Source organism: Mesorhizobium sp. M0663, from assembly GCF_040320585.1.
Taxonomy (GTDB): Bacteria; Pseudomonadota; Alphaproteobacteria; order Rhizobiales; family Rhizobiaceae; genus Mesorhizobium.
On sequence record NZ_JAMYPX010000011.1, the window covers coordinates 51,290 to 69,165 of the forward strand.

At 58.9% G+C, this 17,876-nt stretch carries 14 protein-coding genes, 1 tRNA gene and 3 pseudogenes; 3 read left to right on the plus strand and 15 right to left on the minus strand.

All coding sequences use genetic code 11. The features are described 5' to 3' along the window. Window positions 1-108 precede the first annotated feature (108 nt). Window positions 109-819: an SIMPL domain-containing protein gene (locus NKI54_RS19675; RefSeq protein ID WP_352637440.1), complete on the minus strand. Its 711-nt coding sequence runs from the start codon at window positions 817-819 to the stop codon at window positions 109-111. A gap of 184 nt (window positions 820-1,003) precedes the next feature. Between NKI54_RS19675 and NKI54_RS19680 the strand changes: the two genes are divergently transcribed. Then, window positions 1,004-1,079 (plus strand) — tRNA-Ile (locus NKI54_RS19680). A 21-nt stretch (window positions 1,080-1,100) separates the two neighbouring features. Here the strand turns inward: NKI54_RS19680 and NKI54_RS19685 are convergent. The 4 genes from NKI54_RS19685 to NKI54_RS19700 form a co-directional block, all read right to left on the minus strand. Beyond that, on the minus strand, window positions 1,101-2,318 hold the full coding sequence (locus tag NKI54_RS19685; RefSeq protein ID WP_352692209.1) for a tyrosine-type recombinase/integrase: 1,218 nt from the start codon (window positions 2,316-2,318) through the stop codon (window positions 1,101-1,103). 671 nt (window positions 2,319-2,989) lie between these two features. Then, on the minus strand, window positions 2,990-4,303 hold the full coding sequence (locus NKI54_RS19690; protein WP_023678274.1) for an HlyD family type I secretion periplasmic adaptor subunit: 1,314 nt from the start codon (window positions 4,301-4,303) through the stop codon (window positions 2,990-2,992). Further along, window positions 4,281-6,053: a type I secretion system permease/ATPase gene (locus NKI54_RS19695; protein WP_352692293.1), complete on the minus strand. Its 1,773-nt coding sequence runs from the start codon at window positions 6,051-6,053 to the stop codon at window positions 4,281-4,283. The genes NKI54_RS19690 and NKI54_RS19695 overlap by 23 nt, the downstream gene beginning before the upstream one ends. 396 nt (window positions 6,054-6,449) lie before the next feature. Further along, a complete protein-coding gene (locus NKI54_RS19700) occupies window positions 6,450-7,241 on the minus strand; it encodes a calcium-binding protein (RefSeq protein WP_352692210.1) in 792 nt (263 codons plus the stop codon). Window positions 7,242-7,675: 434 nt separating this feature from the next. Here NKI54_RS19700 and NKI54_RS19705 point away from each other — a divergent pair. Next, window positions 7,676-8,056: pseudogene (locus NKI54_RS19705) on the plus strand (transposase domain-containing protein); the annotation flags it as partial. 77 nt (window positions 8,057-8,133) lie between these two features. Here the strand turns inward: NKI54_RS19705 and NKI54_RS19710 are convergent. From NKI54_RS19710 to NKI54_RS19750, 9 genes and pseudogenes are all read right to left on the minus strand, one after another. After that, a pseudogene (locus tag NKI54_RS19710) lies at window positions 8,134-8,400 on the minus strand (hypothetical protein); the annotation flags it as partial. Window positions 8,401-8,431: 31 nt separating this feature from the next. Continuing rightward, on the minus strand, window positions 8,432-9,382 hold the full coding sequence (locus NKI54_RS19715) for a LysR family transcriptional regulator (protein WP_352692211.1): 951 nt from the start codon (window positions 9,380-9,382) through the stop codon (window positions 8,432-8,434). 67 nt (window positions 9,383-9,449) lie between these two features. Beyond that, on the minus strand, window positions 9,450-10,238 hold the full coding sequence (locus tag NKI54_RS19720) for an ABC transporter permease (RefSeq protein ID WP_352692212.1): 789 nt from the start codon (window positions 10,236-10,238) through the stop codon (window positions 9,450-9,452). Window positions 10,239-10,241: 3 nt separating this feature from the next. Next, window positions 10,242-11,153 (minus strand): nodulation factor ABC transporter ATP-binding protein NodI, encoded by a 912-nt coding sequence (nodI, locus tag NKI54_RS19725; RefSeq protein ID WP_352457037.1) that lies wholly within the window; start codon window positions 11,151-11,153, stop codon window positions 10,242-10,244. Window positions 11,154-11,208: 55 nt separating this feature from the next. Then, window positions 11,209-11,442, minus strand: a pseudogene (locus NKI54_RS19730) (carbamoyltransferase N-terminal domain-containing protein); the annotation flags it as partial. Window positions 11,443-11,477: 35 nt separating this feature from the next. Then, entirely contained in the window at window positions 11,478-12,074 is a 597-nt protein-coding gene (nodS, locus tag NKI54_RS19735; protein ID WP_352692294.1) for a nodulation methyltransferase NodS, read from the minus strand. 80 nt (window positions 12,075-12,154) lie between these two features. Beyond that, on the minus strand, window positions 12,155-13,480 hold the full coding sequence (gene nodC, locus NKI54_RS19740; RefSeq protein WP_352692213.1) for a chitooligosaccharide synthase NodC: 1,326 nt from the start codon (window positions 13,478-13,480) through the stop codon (window positions 12,155-12,157). A 14-nt stretch (window positions 13,481-13,494) separates the two neighbouring features. Further along, window positions 13,495-14,154, minus strand: coding sequence for a chitooligosaccharide deacetylase NodB (nodB, locus tag NKI54_RS19745; RefSeq protein WP_352692214.1), 660 nt, complete (start codon window positions 14,152-14,154; stop codon window positions 13,495-13,497). Further along, the gene (locus NKI54_RS19750) at window positions 14,151-14,744 is read right to left on the minus strand and encodes a NodA family N-acyltransferase (protein ID WP_352692216.1); all 594 of its coding nucleotides are present in this window, start codon (window positions 14,742-14,744) and stop codon (window positions 14,151-14,153) included. Before NKI54_RS19750 ends, nodB begins: the two co-directional genes overlap by 4 nt. A 270-nt stretch (window positions 14,745-15,014) precedes the next feature. On the opposite strand from NKI54_RS19750, the gene NKI54_RS19755 reads away from it, so the two are divergent. Further along, a complete protein-coding gene (locus NKI54_RS19755; protein ID WP_023678261.1) occupies window positions 15,015-16,037 on the plus strand; it encodes a LysR family transcriptional regulator in 1,023 nt (340 codons plus the stop codon). A 752-nt stretch (window positions 16,038-16,789) separates the two neighbouring features. On the opposite strand, the gene NKI54_RS19760 is transcribed toward NKI54_RS19755, so the two are convergent. Further along, window positions 16,790-17,821 (minus strand): LacI family DNA-binding transcriptional regulator, encoded by a 1,032-nt coding sequence (locus NKI54_RS19760; protein WP_023678260.1) that lies wholly within the window; start codon window positions 17,819-17,821, stop codon window positions 16,790-16,792. Between the last annotated feature and the right edge of the window lie 55 nt (window positions 17,822-17,876).

Here is a 17,876-nt window from a genome sequence, read left to right on the forward strand (position 1 = left end):
ACTTGCAGCCGGTAGAGTAGCGGAGCCCTTTCCGCCAGGACGGAAGGGCGCGGCTCAAAAAACCCCGGAGGATCGATCCTCCGGGGTTTTTCATGCTGCAAGCGATGATCATTTCAATTCGAAAGTCAACGTCACCTGTGCGGTATAGGAATTTTCGCCGGCTTGCACCGGGACCGACGCACCGGCGGCATCGAATGCCTTGGCGTTGATCGGCATCGGCGGTGGTGCGAAATTCTGGTCGGTGATTTCCAGGACCCGGCCGATGCCGACGCCGGCCGCTTCGGCCAGCGTCTTGGCCTTGGCCATGGCATTGGCGACGGCCTTCTTGCGCGCCTCGGTGACGGCTGCCGCCGGATCGTCGTTGGAGAAGGAGATGCCGCCGCCCTGGTTGACGCCGAGCGACACCGCCTTGTCGAGAATGTCGCCGGTCTTGTCGATGTCGCGGATGCGCACCGACAGCGTGTTGGTCACCTGGTAGGCGACAAGCTCGGCCTCCTGGCTGCCGTCGGGCTTATTGGTGTAGTTATAGCGCGGATTGATCTGGATGCCCGCGGTCTGCAGGTCGCGCTCCTTGATGCCGGACGATTTCATTGCAGCGATCACCGCGGCCATGGCGTCGTTATTGGCGTCGAGCGCTGCACGTGCCGTCTTGGCTTCGCGCATGACGCTGAGCGTCAGCAGAGCCAGATCGGGTGCTATCGCCGCCTCGCCTTCACCGGTGACGACGATACGCGGCGGCGGTGGCGAATCGGCGGCGGCCGCGATCGCCGGAAATGCGATTGCTGCGGCAATCGCCAGGGGCAAAATACGTCTGGTCATGAAATCTCCTCGATCTGGGATCCCAAGACAGCCGAGTGTTGGCCGGCGTCCAATGGGCGACGTGCAATAGGTTATCAATATGGGCTGATTTGGGCGATCTCTGCCAGCCCCCTTGGAACGCCTGCTCGGAAAGCCCTCGGAAAGCCTTGTGCGGTTCAGGGAAAAACACTAATCCAGCGCCGTGGGGCCTGTAGCTCAATGGTTAGAGCCGGCGGCTCATAACCGCTTGGTTGGGGGTTCGAGTCCCTCCGGGCCCACCACTGGCTTTTGTGGCCGTTGATTTAATTGGATTTTTTGGCCATTTTTGTCCCACCTCTTTCAACCCCCTCAGAAAGTGGGACAATTTTGTTCTCTTTTCGATCGATAACCAGCAGGTATTTCGCCGCTCTCGCTACCTTCCGGCGACGCGCTTTCTTGATGTAGTGGTCGGGCTGCTGGTACGTAGTCCACCCATATATCGCCTTCAGCTGCTCGTGCGTCGCGCCGTTCTCAGCGGCGATCGTCGCGCCGGCCTTCCGAATTCCATGAGCACTGCAGTGCGGCAGCTCAGCTTGGTCACACCACTGGCGCATCTTGTTGCCCAGACCGTTCTCCGAGAACGGGCGACCATATTCATTGACCAGGAATGTCATCTGGTCTGACGGCGTGTGCTCAAGTTCCGCCTCTAGTTCGGGCAGAAGCGGGAGCTCCACCAACACCGCATCCTTGTTACGACTGGTCTTCCCAGGCTTAATTCTGATCCACTTCTCCCACTGCTCGGTCTCCTCGTTGTAGACGAGCGTGATGTGCTGTCGACCGAAGATCGCGACGTCCGACAACCGCAGGCCAGTAAACATGAAGATCGAGAGCGCACGTCTGGCTGCGGTACCCAGCGGATGCCGCTTCTCATATTGAACGATCTCCGACAAGTCCCATGTGTGCCAGCCGTCGCCGCTCTTCAGCCGTCTGATGCCGCGGGCGGGATTGGAGTCGACGCCCGGAATCTCTGTGTCCTTTGCCCACTCAAACATCGCGCTGATGGCTTTTACGATATTGTTTGCGGCGCCAAGGGCGTCGAGCCTGGTGTCCCTGATCTCCTTAACATGAGACCTTTTCATACCGGCGAATGGCAGAGATCCCTTGGTGGGATACTGAGGATCCGGCTCACCTTCGAGGGGATGAGGTAATTCGCATACGCGCTCCAGAATTGCTCGTCGGCGCGCCATAGTGTCTTGGGTGATTTCCGTGCCGCCCCGACGGTAATACTCCTGGCAAAGCCACAGTAACGTGCCTTTCTTCGCTGGCTCGGAAGGCTTGGGGAGGCGCCGGCAAATCTCGGGAAGAGTGCCGGGCCGAACATAAGAGACCTCGGCGCGTGCGCAGCGCAGTTCCTCGAGGAACTCGTCGCTGCCGGTCGGTTCACGGAGCCGGACCTTCTTCCGACCCGGTGCGCGAAAATAGTACCGATCATTGCCGTGGCGATCAGTGTCCTTCACTACGCCCTTAAGATCGATTTTCACCGGCTCATCCGTCATGTTCGTGGTTTTCGATCCCAAGGATTGTCTAGTGGCGGCGAATCTTCGTCAAGCTTTGGTGCTCCTCCGATTTGGCGGTGAGGGAGCTTTCGAAAGGCCAATACAAGTTCCTCGACGTCCCAAACAATGCGCCCCTTGCTCGGCATTCGTGGCTGCGGCATCCGGCCGTCCTGGACCATTTCATCAAAGGTCGTTGAGCTTACGCCGATGAACGTCGCAGCCTGCTCGCGATTGATTCCTACCGGCGGGAGCGAGGGCGGCAAGACGCTCGGGGTGCGTAGCATCGGTTTAGCGCGTTGAAAGCGCGTTTTTGACGCCTGCCTGTCTTCCTATGTACCTGTCCGAATATTGCAGACGCTCAATCATGTCCTAGCCCTGTGCTTGCAGGCTCACCCTAGGTCTCCAGACCTCAGGATCGCTCAAGACACCGGACTCTTTTCCAGCCTTTGTGTACGATGATGGGTATCTTAATGCGCTCGAGGCCAAGAACTGAATGGTCGGCGACTTGGAAGGGCAAAATGACCGCGGAACCACGAATCTGAGTCAGAGGCGGAATCCAACTGAGGAAAGTATGGCTGTGTTTTCAGACGGTTATGACTCTCATGCATGCGTAACAACCAACAAGAATACAAACAAAATATTTGTGTGGATTACTTTCATTCCTCATGGAATGCGCGACTGATTTGGTCCGACAGCGGCTTCACAAAATAAGAAAGCGCCGTACGCTCGCCCGTCTGGATCATCGCTTCGGCCGGCATGCCGGGCACGAGCGTCAGGTCCTTGAGCTTCGTCAGTTCCGCATGCGGAACCGACAGACGCACCAGGTAATACGAAACGCCGTTTTTTTCGTCCGTCGCCAGATCGGCTGCGATCCGGCTGACATATCCGTTCAATACCGGCGTGGTCCTCAGATTGAAGGCTGACATCCGCAGCACGGCCTTGTGACCAAGCTGGATTTGGTCGATGTCCTTCGGGGTGATTCGTGCTTCAAGCGCAAGATCGTCGCCTTCCGGCACGATTAGCATAATCGGATCGGCGGGCGTGATCACTCCTCCGACCGTATGAACTGCGAGTTGTTGAATGGCGCCTGACTGCGGCGCGACAATATCGATCCGTCGCAGTTCCTGTTCAGCCGCCACCTTGCGCTCAACATACTCCCCAACCTGCGCCTGAACCTCTCTGAGCTCCTGGCCGACTTCCGTCTTGAAATCCGGATCGATCTGTAGGATCTGCAGGCGCGTTTCGGCTATGCGGGCTGCCGTCTGTGCCTGATGTGCAATCTTCTCACCGCGTTCGCCGCCGAAAGTGGCAACCTGCGTCTTCAGGCTGTTCAAGCGTTGATCCGAGACAATGCCTTGGTCGCGCAGCCCACTCAGGGCAGCAATTTCCTTTTGGAGAATCTCGGTGCTTTTCTCACAAGCGATTTCCTGCGCCTTGAGCCCCTCGATCTCGTGCTCATATTGAGTGATGCGTTCCGCTAGCTGCGCCTGCCTTCCGTCGCGGGATTGTCTGCGGAATTCGAACAGCCGCGTCTCGCCATGTACTGCCGAAGCTACGTCCGGAACATCTCTGCGGGCGAGCAGCCAGTCCGGGAAGGCGATCTCCGCCAGATCGTCACGCTCAGCTTCGAGTCGTGCCAGGTTGGCGGCCAGCTCATCGAGCCGCTTGGTGACTACAGCGAGAGTGGCGCGCGTCTGGGTGGCGTCGAGCCGCATGAGGATGTCGCCGGCTTTTACTTTATCACCTTCGCTCACTAGGATTTCTCCCACCACCCCGCCGGTCGGGTGCTGCACCTTCTTCACATAGGAATCGACGACAAAGTGTCCGGACGCGACAACCGCACCGGAGAGATTCGTGAAGGCCGCCCAGGCTCCGGCTCCTCCAACAAAGATCACGCTCGCCAGAAGGCCCGCCACCAGGTGCCGGCGAATGGAGCTGGAAACGTCATTATTCTGATGAATGCCGGCCACCGGGATCCTCCATGTCAGCGCGCTCTCCCACGTTATCCTGTGTAGACTCGATGGCCTTGACGCCAGCGCCTGGTGCCATCGCTGCCCTCTTCAAGACTTTGGAAAGCGCTTCATCACGCGCACCGAATGCTCGCTGCCGTCCACCTTCCATGACCAACACAAAATCCACGGCGCGGATGGCGCTCGGCCGATGGGCGACGACAACCGCAATGCCCTTGCGCCCGCGCACGGAGGCGATCGCCTTGACGACCGCAGCCTCGCCTTCCGCATCGAGATTGGCATTGGGTTCATCCAGCACAACAAGGAAAGGGTCTCGATAAAGAGCACGGGCAAGACCGATACGCTGGCGCTGCCCGGCGGAAAGTGCCGATCCGGCCTCACCAATCGGAGTTTCGTAGCCGTGCTCAAATCGGAGGATCAGTTCGTGCGTGCCCGCTGCTTTCGCCGCGGTGACAATAGCCTCAGGGTCAGGATTATCTTCAAAACGAGCGATGTTTTCGGCAATGGTGCCGTCGAACAGTTCAACACCTTGCGGCAAATAGCCGATATGACGGCCTAGCGCTTCCCGGTCCCATTGATCGAGGCTTGCGCTGTCGATGCGAACCTTTCCGGCGACCGGCGTCCATGCGCCGACGATGGCGCGCGAGAGTGTCGACTTGCCCGAACCCGATGCACCGATGATCCCGAGTGCGCTTCCCGCCTGAACGGCAAACGCAAGGCCGGTCACGGTCGGCTTCCTTTCGCCGGGCGGAACGATTGTCAGGCCTTCGAGGCGGAGTTCGCGTTCAGGTGCAGGCATTGGCATAACAGGAGCGGTTTCAGGAACCTTTCCCAGGAGGTCCTCCAGCCGCGCCCAACCCTGGCGCGCCATGAGGAAGGGTTTCCAGCTTGAAATGGCCAGATCGACCGGAGCCAGCGCACGCCCCATCATGATCGAACTTGCAATCATGACCCCGGCCGTAGCCTCCTGCCTGATCACAAGGTACGCGCCGACGGCAAGAATGGCCGATTGCAGCAGCACGCGCAGCGACTTTGAAATGGCACCCAGCCCACCTGCCACGTCCCCGGCTTTCCGGCTGGCGGCCAGATACTTGGCATTGGCCGTGTGCCATCGGGCAGCGATCCGCTTTCCGAGACCGAGAGCTTGCACGACCTCGGCATTGCAACGCGCTGCTTGCAGTAGACCATTGCGTGCCATGTTGTGGGCAATGGTATCGCGTATCGGTCGTTGCGAGAGAGTGTTGGCAAGAAGTGTCAGAGATGTGAGACCGATCGCCCCGACAAGTGCCGTCATGCCGATCCAGAAATGAAAGAGGAAGCAAATGCCAAGATAAAGCAGCATCCATGGCAGATCGAAGAACGCTGTCGGGCCGTTTCCACCTAAGAATCCGCGAACATTGTCGAGATCGCGTAGCGGCTGCAAGCCGTCGCCCGGCATGCGCGTTGAAAGCGGAAGGCGAACGATCGCATCGTGAACGCGTCCGGAAAACTGTTCATCGAAACGCTCGCCAATCCGCAGCAGCACGCGCGCGCGCAAAATGTCGAGCAGGCACTGGAACGCATAAAGCCCTGTAGCAAGCACGACGAGCCCCACTAGCGTCGATACGCTGCCACTTGCCAGAACGCGGTCGTAGACCTGAAGCATGAACAGCGGCGAGATCAGCGCAAGCACGTTCACCACGCCGCTGATCAACAGAATTCCCCAAATAGCGGAAGTCAGAGGGAAAGGTCTCAAAGCTGAATCCTTCAAGGAATGGTTACTCACGTAGGTCTCCGTGAGGATCTGGCGACCCAGCTCCCCATATTGCTCCCCGAGCGGCGACCGACTGCATCCGCTCGCTGATTCAGGATCAGTGCTCCCGCCGAATATGTTTGGTTTGGCATCTAATGGAGCGGGTCAACAACAACACCGTCCGGCTGAAGGTTTGGAAGGGCAACGTCATCGTGGCCGGCCGCAAGGGCCCGAACAGGCTTCCGCCTCCACGCCTTCAGGGAGATTTCGGTGTACGACCAGCGCGACGTGCAGGGCTTCGTCAAGCTGTACACGCTGCGACTGCTCCCGGGCGCCCCGGCCCATCGCAAGTAGCGGAAACGGAAAGCGCCCGCCCCCGGGGGGCGGGGCGCTGTTCCGTATGGGTTTTCTGGATCAAACGAAGGTGAAGTCCGACGCGGTCAGGCCTAGGTCGGCCACGGTGACCACACCGCCCAGGTGGACGAATTCATGCGCGCTGTTGTCGGCGGTGACATAGGCCAGAGTTGCGACTCTGTCGGTGTAGCTGCTTTGGTAGACAATGATGTCGCCGGCGTGCTCGCCGGAGATCGCACTCGCGGCTTCAGAAGCAGAGTTGAAAGATTCGCCAGTGATTACCACGACGTGTTCGCCGTTCGCACCTGAGGCCGCACCACTGTAGAAGCTGCTCACCGGGTAGCCGGACTGTATGCTGGCGTTGTTGACGAAGTTCGCGCCAAAACCGTCATTGTAGAGGCCCACCGCATCGAAGGCGAACTTGTCCTCCGCTGGGTTGAAATCGGTGATAGTGGAAATGTCCGACTTCGACCCGACAACCCCAGGCACCGGATTGTGGAACTGGAACACGAACGTGTCACTGTCGGTGCCCCCGGTCAACGTGTCCTGGCCGTCACCCACGTAGAGGACATCCTGGCCGGGACCGCCGCTGAGCCTGTCATTGTCCTCACCGGAGACGCGCGGGTTGAAGCGGCCGTTGTCGCCGGAGAGATCGTCCCAGCCATCTCCGCCGAAGATGCGGTCGTTACCCTTGCCGCCGATGAGTCGGTCACTGTCCGGGCCACCCGAGATCTCGTCGTTGCCGCCACGACCGTCAATCCAGTCACCGCCCTGGAAACCCTCCATCCAATCGTCAAGCTCGGTGCCCATGAGTGTTTCGGCATCCGGGCCACCCTCGATAATGTTTGCCATCGAAAAATACTCCTAATGATGCACCCTGCCTGACGCGTTCATATTGCTCATCGGATAATTAGAGAAATCGATTGCTTGGATAGACACACATTTACGAAATGGATGCACTCACGTTCGCTTCCTTCTGCTGAGCAGTTGCGGGCTCGCAGGCGGCGGAGACGCTGGTCGCCGATGCAATCGATGAAGATTCGACACTCAAACCGGGACTAGGACGAACTTCGTAACGGGGCCGTCCTGGTTGGGCCCCAAACTTCTCTCTGTTTGCTCGACGCCGGCATACCCGCACCGTGAGCGCTGGACGAGGACAAGTTCCGCTGGCGGAGAACGGCGTGATCGGCTTGCCGCGCCGAAACTGATGGCGCTCGTCGAAGGCATGGACTGGACACGCGTTCGAGCCGAACGGCGACGGCGTCCGGCCGGAAGGCGGTGGCGAAGTGACTCAGGCGCAAAAGGCGGGCTTCAGGCCGTGCACAATAAGCTTCTGTCGGCGTCATGACGAGAAGCGCTTCGGCCCGTCCCCACGAAATCGATATGCTCAAGGCGATGTTCGTCGCCATGGCGGCGGAGAAGGCCGAACTCCAACAACTCCGGAGCGAAACACTCAAGGCCGAGATCGTCCGGATGGCGACACTCAACGAGCCTGCCCAGGAGCGGATCGCCGACCTTTATGGGATCGTCAAGCAGCTGGAGCGCGCCGCTTCGGTCGCAGCTCCGAGAAGCTCGAACGTGACCAGCAGGCCTTCGCCTTCGACGAAATCCAGACCGGGCTCGGCGCGATTGAGTCCGAGCTCGAGGCCGCAAGACCGACAGGCGAGCCGCGACGTGCTGCGCGACCGCGCAAGGCGTTCCCGGCGCATCTGGAGCGGGTCGAGATCGTCATCCAGCCCGAGCCATGGGGGAAGAAGCGCTCCCGCAGCCAATCGTCCAGTCCGTCAAACGCGGTCGGCCGCACAGGCTTGCGAAACGGAACAGTCCCGCCCTCCCTTAGATACCGAGGCACCGTGTTGCGCGCGCACCCGAATTCTTTCGCCCGTCGGTTCATTCCCCAACCAAGCTCATGCAGCCGCAGCATCGCTGCCACCTCTTCATGCTGAAGGATCTGCTCTCCCTGCATCGTTCTCGACAATGCAGGAATCGCCCAATCCCAATCGCCATCCATGCCTCCTCTCATAACCGAGGGAGTCAGTTGCTCAATTCGGCCGACAACTGAGACGTCCGGTGCTCTTAGGCGGGGTAATCATACGAGATGCCTCCTGCAACATCATTTCCCGCATCCATAGGCTTGCCGGATCATTATTGTGAAGCGCAGGCCATTGGACGGCCTCCGTGAATGCGGCAGGAAGTGGCGGCGGAAGTTCGACAATCCGCAGGGGTGTTAATTTTGCGAAATGCTGCGCCAGCCGTAAGGGCATTGTCCCGATGCGGTTGGTGCCTGATAGAAGGGGCGGGATCATGCTAAAGCCCTGTACGACGACCTCGATACGTCTCTCGAAACCGTTCTCGAGCAAATACCATTCCTCGATGGAGGGCTGCCGGGTGTCCCCGAATTTAAGCACAACCTGCCCCATCGACAAGTATCGGTCGAATGTAAGTGGCTCTGACAGCTGCTTGTTCGTGCCGCAGCCTACGCATACGAGCATATCTTCGAACAGGGCTGCGCGAGGATGTTTCGACATGAACACTTCCGGCATAATCAGAAAATCAACGTCGCCGCGCCGGAGAAGCTCCTCGGGGTCGTCGGAAATAGGCAGACATTCGAAGCGGACGGCGGGAGCTTCCCGCGCAGCACGCTTTACGATCTTCTTAAAAAATACGAGTGTGAGGTAATCGGAAAGGATGATGCGGAAGCGACGATCCGATCGGGCCGGGTTAAAGGCGTCCCAGGAAATAATCGATAGCTGGATGTGCAGCAATGCCTCCCGGACTGCTGTGGCGAGCCCCTCCGCGCGCGGTGTCAAAATGAGTTCGCGGCCGTTCATCGTAAATAGCTCATCGCTGAAATAGGCGCGTAACCGACCGACGGCGGCGCTCATGGCCGGCTGACTCAGGTTAATACTGCGGGCCGCGGCGGTGACTTTACGCTCCCTGATCAAAGCGTCCAGCACAACGAGGAGATTTAGATCGAGTCCCTTAAAACGCATGTATTGACCTATCCGACGCGTGGATGGGTATCGCCAAAACAATCAATTTTACGAATGGTGAGTAGCGTCAACGCATCAGCCGACGACGAAATAGAGCAACCGATAGGAAGAACGGCAAAACCGTGTATATGCAAAGCGCGCCGATATGCAGGCCCATGCTGCCGGCCGGACGGCCAAGCATCGCCGGACGAATGAGGTCAATTGCATGTGCGAGCGGCAACAAGGAGGCGACGTCCTGAAAAGCGCCGGGCAATTGGTTGACCGGAAACATCGCGCCGCAAAGGAACAGCATAGGTGTTATAACAAGCGTATTATAAAATATGAAATATTCATAACTGGGCGCAAGCGCCGTGACGACCATCGCTAGACTCGCGAAGGCGAGGCCACTGAGAGCGATGACTGGCAGCAAGCAGAGGACGGATGGCCACGATGTGTAGCCGAGCGTGGTGGCAACAATAGTGATTGCTGTGCCCGCCATCAGGGCCTTGGTGGCTGCCCACGCCAATTCGCCGAGTAAGATATCGCCGAGCGTCAGCTGAGTGCATAGCATTCCTTCCCAGGTGCGCTGGTTGTCCATGCGGCCAAAACTCCCGTAAACCGTTTCAGCGGTCGCCGATGCCATCGCGCTTGTGGCAACCATGCCAGCCGCGAGAAACGCAATGTACGAAGTGCCCTCAACAGGACCTATCATTGTTCCGATGCCAAAGCCGAGACCGAACAGATAGATCATCGGATCGGCGAGGTTGCCGAGAACCGATGCAAGCCCGATTTTCTTCCATCCAAGATAGTTGCGGCGCCAAACCGCGACCCAATTCCACGCATTGGCGGGCATGGCCGCCGCATAACGTTCGCCCATTGTTCAGTCCTCCATCTCGCGCCCGGTTAGCCGCAAGAACACATCCTCGAGATTGGGGGGACGCTGCAGAAGGCGCAGACCCGCGCGCCCGCGTAGCTGCACCAGCACCTGCTCCGGATCGGGTGCATAGCAAAAAAGCGTCTCACCGCTCACCTCGATGCGCTGTGCGTACGGCCGGATCAGCGCACCCAGTTCATGCGGATTGCCGCCGTAGACCTCGACCACGTCACAGCCGATCTGCTCGTCAATGAGTGCGGACGGGCGGCCTTCGGCGATCTTGCGCCCCTCCTCCATAACGCACAGCCGATCGCACAGCCGCTCGGCCTCTTCCATGAAATGGGTAGTCAAAAGAATAGTCTTGCCCCGCGCCAGCAGCGATCGCAGCCGTTCCCAGATCAGGTGGCGGGCCTGCGGATCGAGGCCGGTGGTCGGCTCGTCCATCACCAGCAAGTGCGGGTCATTGATCAGCGCACGCGCGAGCGTCAGGCGCCGCTTCATGCCGCCGGACAGTTCGGCGACGCGCGCATCCGCTTTGTTCTCGAGGCGGGCGAACTCAAGCAGCGACGGTATGACCGCTTCGATCTGGCGTCTGCTCATCCGGAAGTAGCGCCCGAACACCAACAGGTTCTCGCGCACAGTGAACGCGGTATCAAGATTGTCGAACTGCGGGACCACGCCGATGCGCATACGTGCCAAACGGGCGCGCGCCGGCACTGGAGCGCCGAGCACAGTAATCTTCCCCGCATCAGGCGATGTCATGCCGAGGACCATACGCGCAATCGTGCTTTTGCCCGCACCGTTCGGTCCCAAGAGCCCGAAGCATTCCCCCGCCGCAACGCGGAACGACAGTCTGTCGACAACGAGCTTGTCATAAGTTTTGCTTACCTCAGTAAGATCGATCGCTACCGTGGACATGGGTTCATTTTACCTAGAGGGTCGCCTCGACCGGCGGTTGCTCGGTTGCCTGCCGGACCTGAAACTGTGACTCGTCTTCGCCATCCCAGCCGTCGATAAAGAACTGATCGACATCACAAGGATTTAGCCCCTGTTCCGCCAAAGCGGCGACAATTGCGTCGAGATTATCGATGGTTTGGTAACGCGGATTGTTGTGCCGCTTTTCCTGCTCAACGCAGAAGACGAGCCGTCCATCCTCGACAAGGGCGATCGCCCCGTCATGGGCCTGCTTGGTACCACAGATGCGCATAGTGTCTCCACGTTAACGGCGATAGATTCGATTCATCAGGAAGCGGAAAGCGGGTTCCGGAAACGGACGAGCAAGCAGTGTTCGTTAGCCGACTCGCCCCGGCACTCAAGACGCTCTACCTCGATCAACGTTTCGTTCAGCATGGCGATGACCGGCTCAGCACCAGCTGCATGACCCCAGCGACGGCAATTAGCATCCCTTGCCGATCCGAAGATCAGATACCCGCCTGGCGCAAGCACCCGCACCAGGTTTCGGACGGCGCCGCACATCTCGGCTATGTCTTCGAGGTAGTAGAGGACCTCCGCCACAACGATCAGGTCAAACAACTCGTCGGTCGAAAACTGTTGAACATCGGAGAGCATCCAGTTGATGCTCGGCGACTCCTTCATCCGTTGACGTGCTCGAGCAATCGCTTGCGCCCTGACATCGATGACGGTGAGCCCTTGGCAGCAGGGGGCTAGTTTCTCCGTGAATGCGCCGGCAGCGCACCCGACTTCGAGGGCATTTGTGATGGAGCCTTGGGCAAGCGCCATCCGGAGCATTTGCGTGTGGCGCTCCCGCTCGAACGGATTGCCGTCGAGGCGCCACGGATCGTCTGCGGCCAATTCCCGATCGAGCAACTGATGATTCATGTTCTGGGTCAAACTCGTCCACCTCTCGTCCACCTAGGTAATTAGCGATCACTCGTCGCCGCAAATGTTGCCCGACAGCGCTAATCCCGAAGAATCCGCGCAAGATTGAGCCTGCGAAGCGGAGCCGCATGCGGTGAGAATTCTGCCCTGCTTGATCCAGTGATCGGAGTTTGGGTGGGGGCCTGTTTTCCCCCAGTGTTCGATGTAGCGACAGCAGAGCTTCGCGACAGCCAATCGCTATTGCTCAATGTACACAGCGCGTAGGCCTTCAAGGGAAGTAAGAGAAAGATGTTGATGAACGTGTGCAGGGAAAAGCCCAGAAATCGAAACTGTCGAGCACGAAATGCTACCACGCTGCATCGGAGCATGGTCATGGACACAATCATCAGTCCTGTCCACCAAGGCACAGTGCCTGTCAGTGCGAAATGTGCGAGGCCCGTTAGTACCGATAGGGCGAGGAGTAGCGGCCCGAGATTCTGTCCGACCACGTCCAACGTGAGATAGCTATTGAGGCCGGGCAGCAAGCGCAGCCCAAGCAGCGTGTCCCGGAATGTGCTTCGTGCCCAACGGAGTTGTTGGCGCAGATACGGTCCGAGTCTGTTCGGAACGACTGTGGCCGCGATGGCGCTCGGAACGTACTCGGTTCGAAAGCCTGCTTTCAGCATGAGGATAGTGAGATGGCGATCCTCACCGAAGTCGCTTGGCTTGCCCCGAAAAAATTGCGACTCGTACTGGTCCAGTAACAAAAGGAGCGCAGACCGGCGGTACATGGCACATGGGCCGCAACAGCACATAACGGCACCGAAGCGAGCCTGTGCCGCGCGCTCCTCGTTGCAAGCCAGCCAGTACTCCATGTCTATCAGCCTGGTCAGCCAGCTCTCGCTCCGGTTACTGGCCGTCAACTGACCCATGACTGCGCCGACCGCTGGATCTCGCATCTTCGGTACAAGCTTGGTAATGACGTCGGACGCGAGTATCGTGTCTGAATCAACGTTAAGCACCAAATCCCCGGATGAGCGGCGTATCGCGGCGATCTGTGCCTTGCGCTTTCCAACATTCTCGGGAAGCAAAATGATGTCGAACCTAGGGTCGCGCGCGTAGGTTTCGTGGACAGTTCCTACGGCTTCGCGATTTCCAGAACCGTCATCAACCACATAGACCCGAAGTCTTCCGGCGTATTCTTGGTCTGCAATGGAAGCCAGGCACTCTGAAAGCGTGCGCGGATCCTCGTTGAAGCAGGGGACGATGACATCCACGCTGGGCAGTTGATCGGAGCCGACGAGATCCTCCAACGCCGATGAGTCGTTTGTCGGCAGAGCATAAATCCCCTGCATGCTCTTATAAGTAGTCGAGAGCAGTGCATAAAGCGAAATGGCCACAGTGCTGGTTGTACCAAGAAGAGTCATGGGATCTCGTTTGTTCAGTGATGTTGAGGAAGTGAGCGGACTACAAATCCGCGCTCATGAAGTGCTGGAATCAGACGGGACAGCGCCGTGACCGTCTGGTCGCGCAGACCGGCGTGAGCGCCCTGGCTCAACTCGCCGGGAGGGCATCCGTCGTGCAAGAGTACTATTGCGCCCGGCCGGACAGAGGCGAGCACGGTATCGATAATCGCGTCGACCCCAGGGCGAGACCAATCTCGAGGGTCGACGGACCAATGGAGGGCCGTCAGCCCGGCGATCTGTGACGCTGTGAAGACTTCTTCGCTCCAGGCGCCGTAGGGCGCGCGAATATAGCGCACCGAGGCCTGAGGGCACGCCCTCATGATGGCGCCGTTCGCTTCAAAGATCTCACGTTGCACTTCGCCGAAGCCGCATTTGTACAGATCCGGATGAGTCATCGTGTGGTTGCCTAGCTCGTGCCCTTCTGCAAACATTCGTTGGATTAGATCCGGGTGCTCTAAGGCGTAGGCGCCGATGACGAAGAAAGTCGCCGGCACCCGCTGCTCTGCCAACACATCCAGAATCTCCGGTGTGAAAAGTGGATTGGGACCGTCGTCGAACGTCAGATAAACGCTGCGACGGCCGGTGCCGTCAGAGCACTCACGGCGCACTTCGTATAAGCAATCGGGACGGCTCATAGCTCTGGTCCGTTCCGATCGATCATCGCGCCGGTGGGCCATTCGCTGATCGGTCGTCCAACTGGCAGAACAATGACGAGTGCGTCATCGATGCGTGTGGGCGGCAGGTCGAGGCGCGCCTCTGGTCGGGTGGAGCGCACGCGAATTCCCGACAAAACAGCCAAAGGGCTGTATCGCCGCCCGAACCTCTCAACATGATTCCGCAGCGCGTCCCGGACGGTTCCGAAAGCGAATGGAACGCCAAGCTCCTGCAGTGTTGGAAGCATGATATGGATTGAATGGGCGATTCCGAGGCCCTCAAGATCCGGACGTACCCCGTACAGGCCCAGCTCAGCCACCAATAGATCGACCGCGTCAACCTTGACGAAACGGCGCAGTATGCCCATGTGGGCCGCTACACCGCTCGAATCATAGGCGATTACGCGGAGTTCAGGCCTGGCTCCGGCCCAGCTTCGACTACCTTCGAACGGTTCTGCGTTGCACGCCCCAGTCGGCCCATAGGTATTTCGAAAGAACTTGGCGAGCTCGACATGGTCGGAGAGCTGCAACTCATTTTCCCAGCACAACTTCCACTGCACCTGCGAGCGCATTCAGGATCTCTCTTTCTTATTGGTTTCTTGCGGGCCGCATTACCCGGCCAAAGCGGCGGCGTTGTTTGACTGCACTCAACCGTTGTCGTTAGCGAAGGTGAGCCAGCCGGTCGGGCTCGCAAATGAGCTCTCTCGATGTTCCCGCCCGTGTTGCGGCGCCGTCGATTTGAGCTTGACGTCGGTCATTTACGTTCCTCTAATGCATGGTTCGTAAATTCGTAAAATTGATTGTTTAGATGATACCCATCCACACGCTGGATAGATCAGGACATGCGTTTTAAGGGGCTGGATCTAAATCTCCTCGTTGTGCTGGACGCTCTGATCAGGGAACGTAAAGTCACCGCGGCGGCCCGGAGTATTAACCTGAGCCAGCCGGCCATGAGCGCCGCCGTCGCTCGGTTACGCGCCTATTTCAGCGATGAGCTATTTGCGATGAACGGCCGCGAGCTCATTTTGACACCGCGCGCGGAGGGGCTCGCCCCAGCAGTCCGGGACGCATTGCTGCACATCCAGCTATCGATTATTTCCTGGGACGCCTTTAACCCAGCCCAATCGGATCGTCTCTTCCGAATCATGCTTTCCGATTACCTCACGCTCGTATTTTTTAAGAAGATCGTAGAGCGTGCTGCGCGGGAAGCTCCCGCCGTCCGCTTCGAATGTCTGCCTATTTCCGACGACCCCGAGGAGCTTCTCCGGCGCGGCGACGTTCATTTTCTGATTATGCCGGAAGTGTTCATGTCGAAACATCCTCGCGCAGCCCTGTTCGAAGATATGCTCGTATGCGTAGGCTGCGGCACGAACAAGCAGCTGTCAGAGCCACTTACATTCGAGCGATACTTGTCCATGGGGCATGTTGTGCTCAGATTCAGGCACACCCGGCAGCCCACCATGGAGGAATGGTATTTGCTCGAGCACGGTTTCGAGAGACGTATCGAGGTCGTCGTACAGGGCTTTAGCATGATCCCGCCCGTTGTATCAGGCACCAACCGCATCGGGACCATGCCCTTACGGCTGGCGCAGCATTTCGCAAAAACAACACCCCTGCGGATTGTCGGACTTCCGCCGCCACTTCCTCATCCCGCATTCACGGAGGCCGTCCAATGGCCTGCGCTTCACAATACTGATCCGGCAAGCCTGTGGATGCGGGAAATGATGTTGCAGGAGGCATCTCGCCTGGCGCCTTTGCTTGAAACTATTGAGCGTCTCGGGCACGCCGGATCCGACCTTGCCGTTGTTGGTACCGAATTGAATGCCGCCTCCGATTTCGCATGCGAAGTCCCAGAAGAGATTTAGCCCCACTTAAACACCGGCTGTAAGAATAATGTCATTAATCAGCATGTTAGGCGCGCGCCGGCGCGTGTTACCACTACCTTTTTGGGGGTGATCTCAGGCGAGTTGTTTGTCGAGCTGTGTCGCAGAGCGATGCCAGCTGCCTTCAAGACGTTGCCCACTTTTGCCGTGACGTGGTGGTGACGACGCGACCATCCTTTTCGATGGTGGCTCCTGGAGGCGGTCGCGGAGGAGCGGTTGCCATTCGGGGCAGAGCGGCGCAGTTACTTGCTGAGTACGAGGGCCAGGAACGAGCAGAACACATGCCCGGTTGGTGCTGAGTTGACTGCCGCCTCCGATTTCGCGTGCGAAGTCCCAGAAGATGTTTAGCCCCACTCAAATGCCAACTTTGCCGGCCTTGCCGCGGCTTTTCACGCGCGGCCAGGCGAGGAGATGGCGGTCGACGAGGTCGATCCCAATGGACTGTGCCGGCCTCGCTCGGCTACTGGCGTGAGGCATCCTTGACGACACCGCCCTGCACCGACAACGTCGAGATGTTGGCAATGAAGCCGGTCGAGGTCGACGCTGCGGATGTAGGGAATTTACGTCGCGCTTCCGCCTGAACGCGCGGCCGATCCGTTCACTCAATCGGCGCTTTCATCCTGGGCCGCGGCTGAGGCCTGTGGGGTGCGGCTACCCCGCGTGGATCGGATCATCAATCAACTTTCTCTCATTTATGAAAGGAAACTCCCCGCTTACGATAGAATCCATCAGCTTCATATATTTTCCGGCAGATGGATGTCGAACGGCAGAAATGTCTGTCCTGGTGTTTCAGCAGTGCCGGTCTCGATAGCCCGCGTCATCAGCGTTATCAGCTCCTGGGAAAGCCGGCGCATTGGCGTGGCGACCGCCATCGTGATGATGTTATCTGCGAGTGCCGCCCGAGATTCCGGCGTGATTTCATTCACGATCGCGACGAGATCGCGACTTTTACCCTCTTCCCGGACCGCGGAGATGGCGCCCTCCATGCCGCCGCCGGCGACATAGAAGCCGACGAGCTCGGGTTCCCGCTGCATGAGATCAAGCGTTGCCTCGTAGGTGACCTGCCGTTTCTCCAGGTTCACAAGCGGATCGAGTACCTCGAACGTCGGCGCGTTCTCACGGCAATAGGAGCGAAAGCCGACGTCACGGAGCTCGTGCCCCTGGAAACGATGGCTGCCGACAAACACCGCCACCTTGCCGGGCCGTTTTGCGACCTTGGACACCATCCAAGCGGCCGTGCGCCCCACCTTGCGGTTGTTGAGGCCGATATAGCCCTGTCGCACGCCGGCGGCGAAGTCGGAAAGCAGCGAGAAAACCGGAATGCCTTTGGCCTTGAGGTCCTCAACCGCTGCTGTAATTTTCGGGTGGTCCGGTGCCACCATCGCGATCGCATGGCAGCGTGCGCCCAAATCCTTGAGCGGTGCGATTAGGTCGCTCGGCATATGTGACGGGGCGAATTGGATGAGCGGAATGCCGTGGAAGGACTGGGCCAAATTGACCGACGCTTCGACCTCGCGCGCAAAGTCTTGGTAGAAATGCTGGGCCGGTTTTCTCAAGATGAAGCCCAGACGGTAGCACGGTAGGTCTCGCCGCAAGCGCTGCTTGATGAGCCCGGCAGCATGATAGCCGATCGCGTGGGCGGCGTCGTGGACCCGCCGCGCGGTCTCCTCGCGCACCGGATGGCGGGCGTTCAGAACCCGATCGACCGTTGCTACGCTGACTCGGGCTTCGCGGGCGAGATCGGCAATTGTGGGGCGCTTGGTCATGGGTCCTATTCTGATTGGTTTTTGACGCAGGCTGGCTCTCTGTCACCTAGCGCGA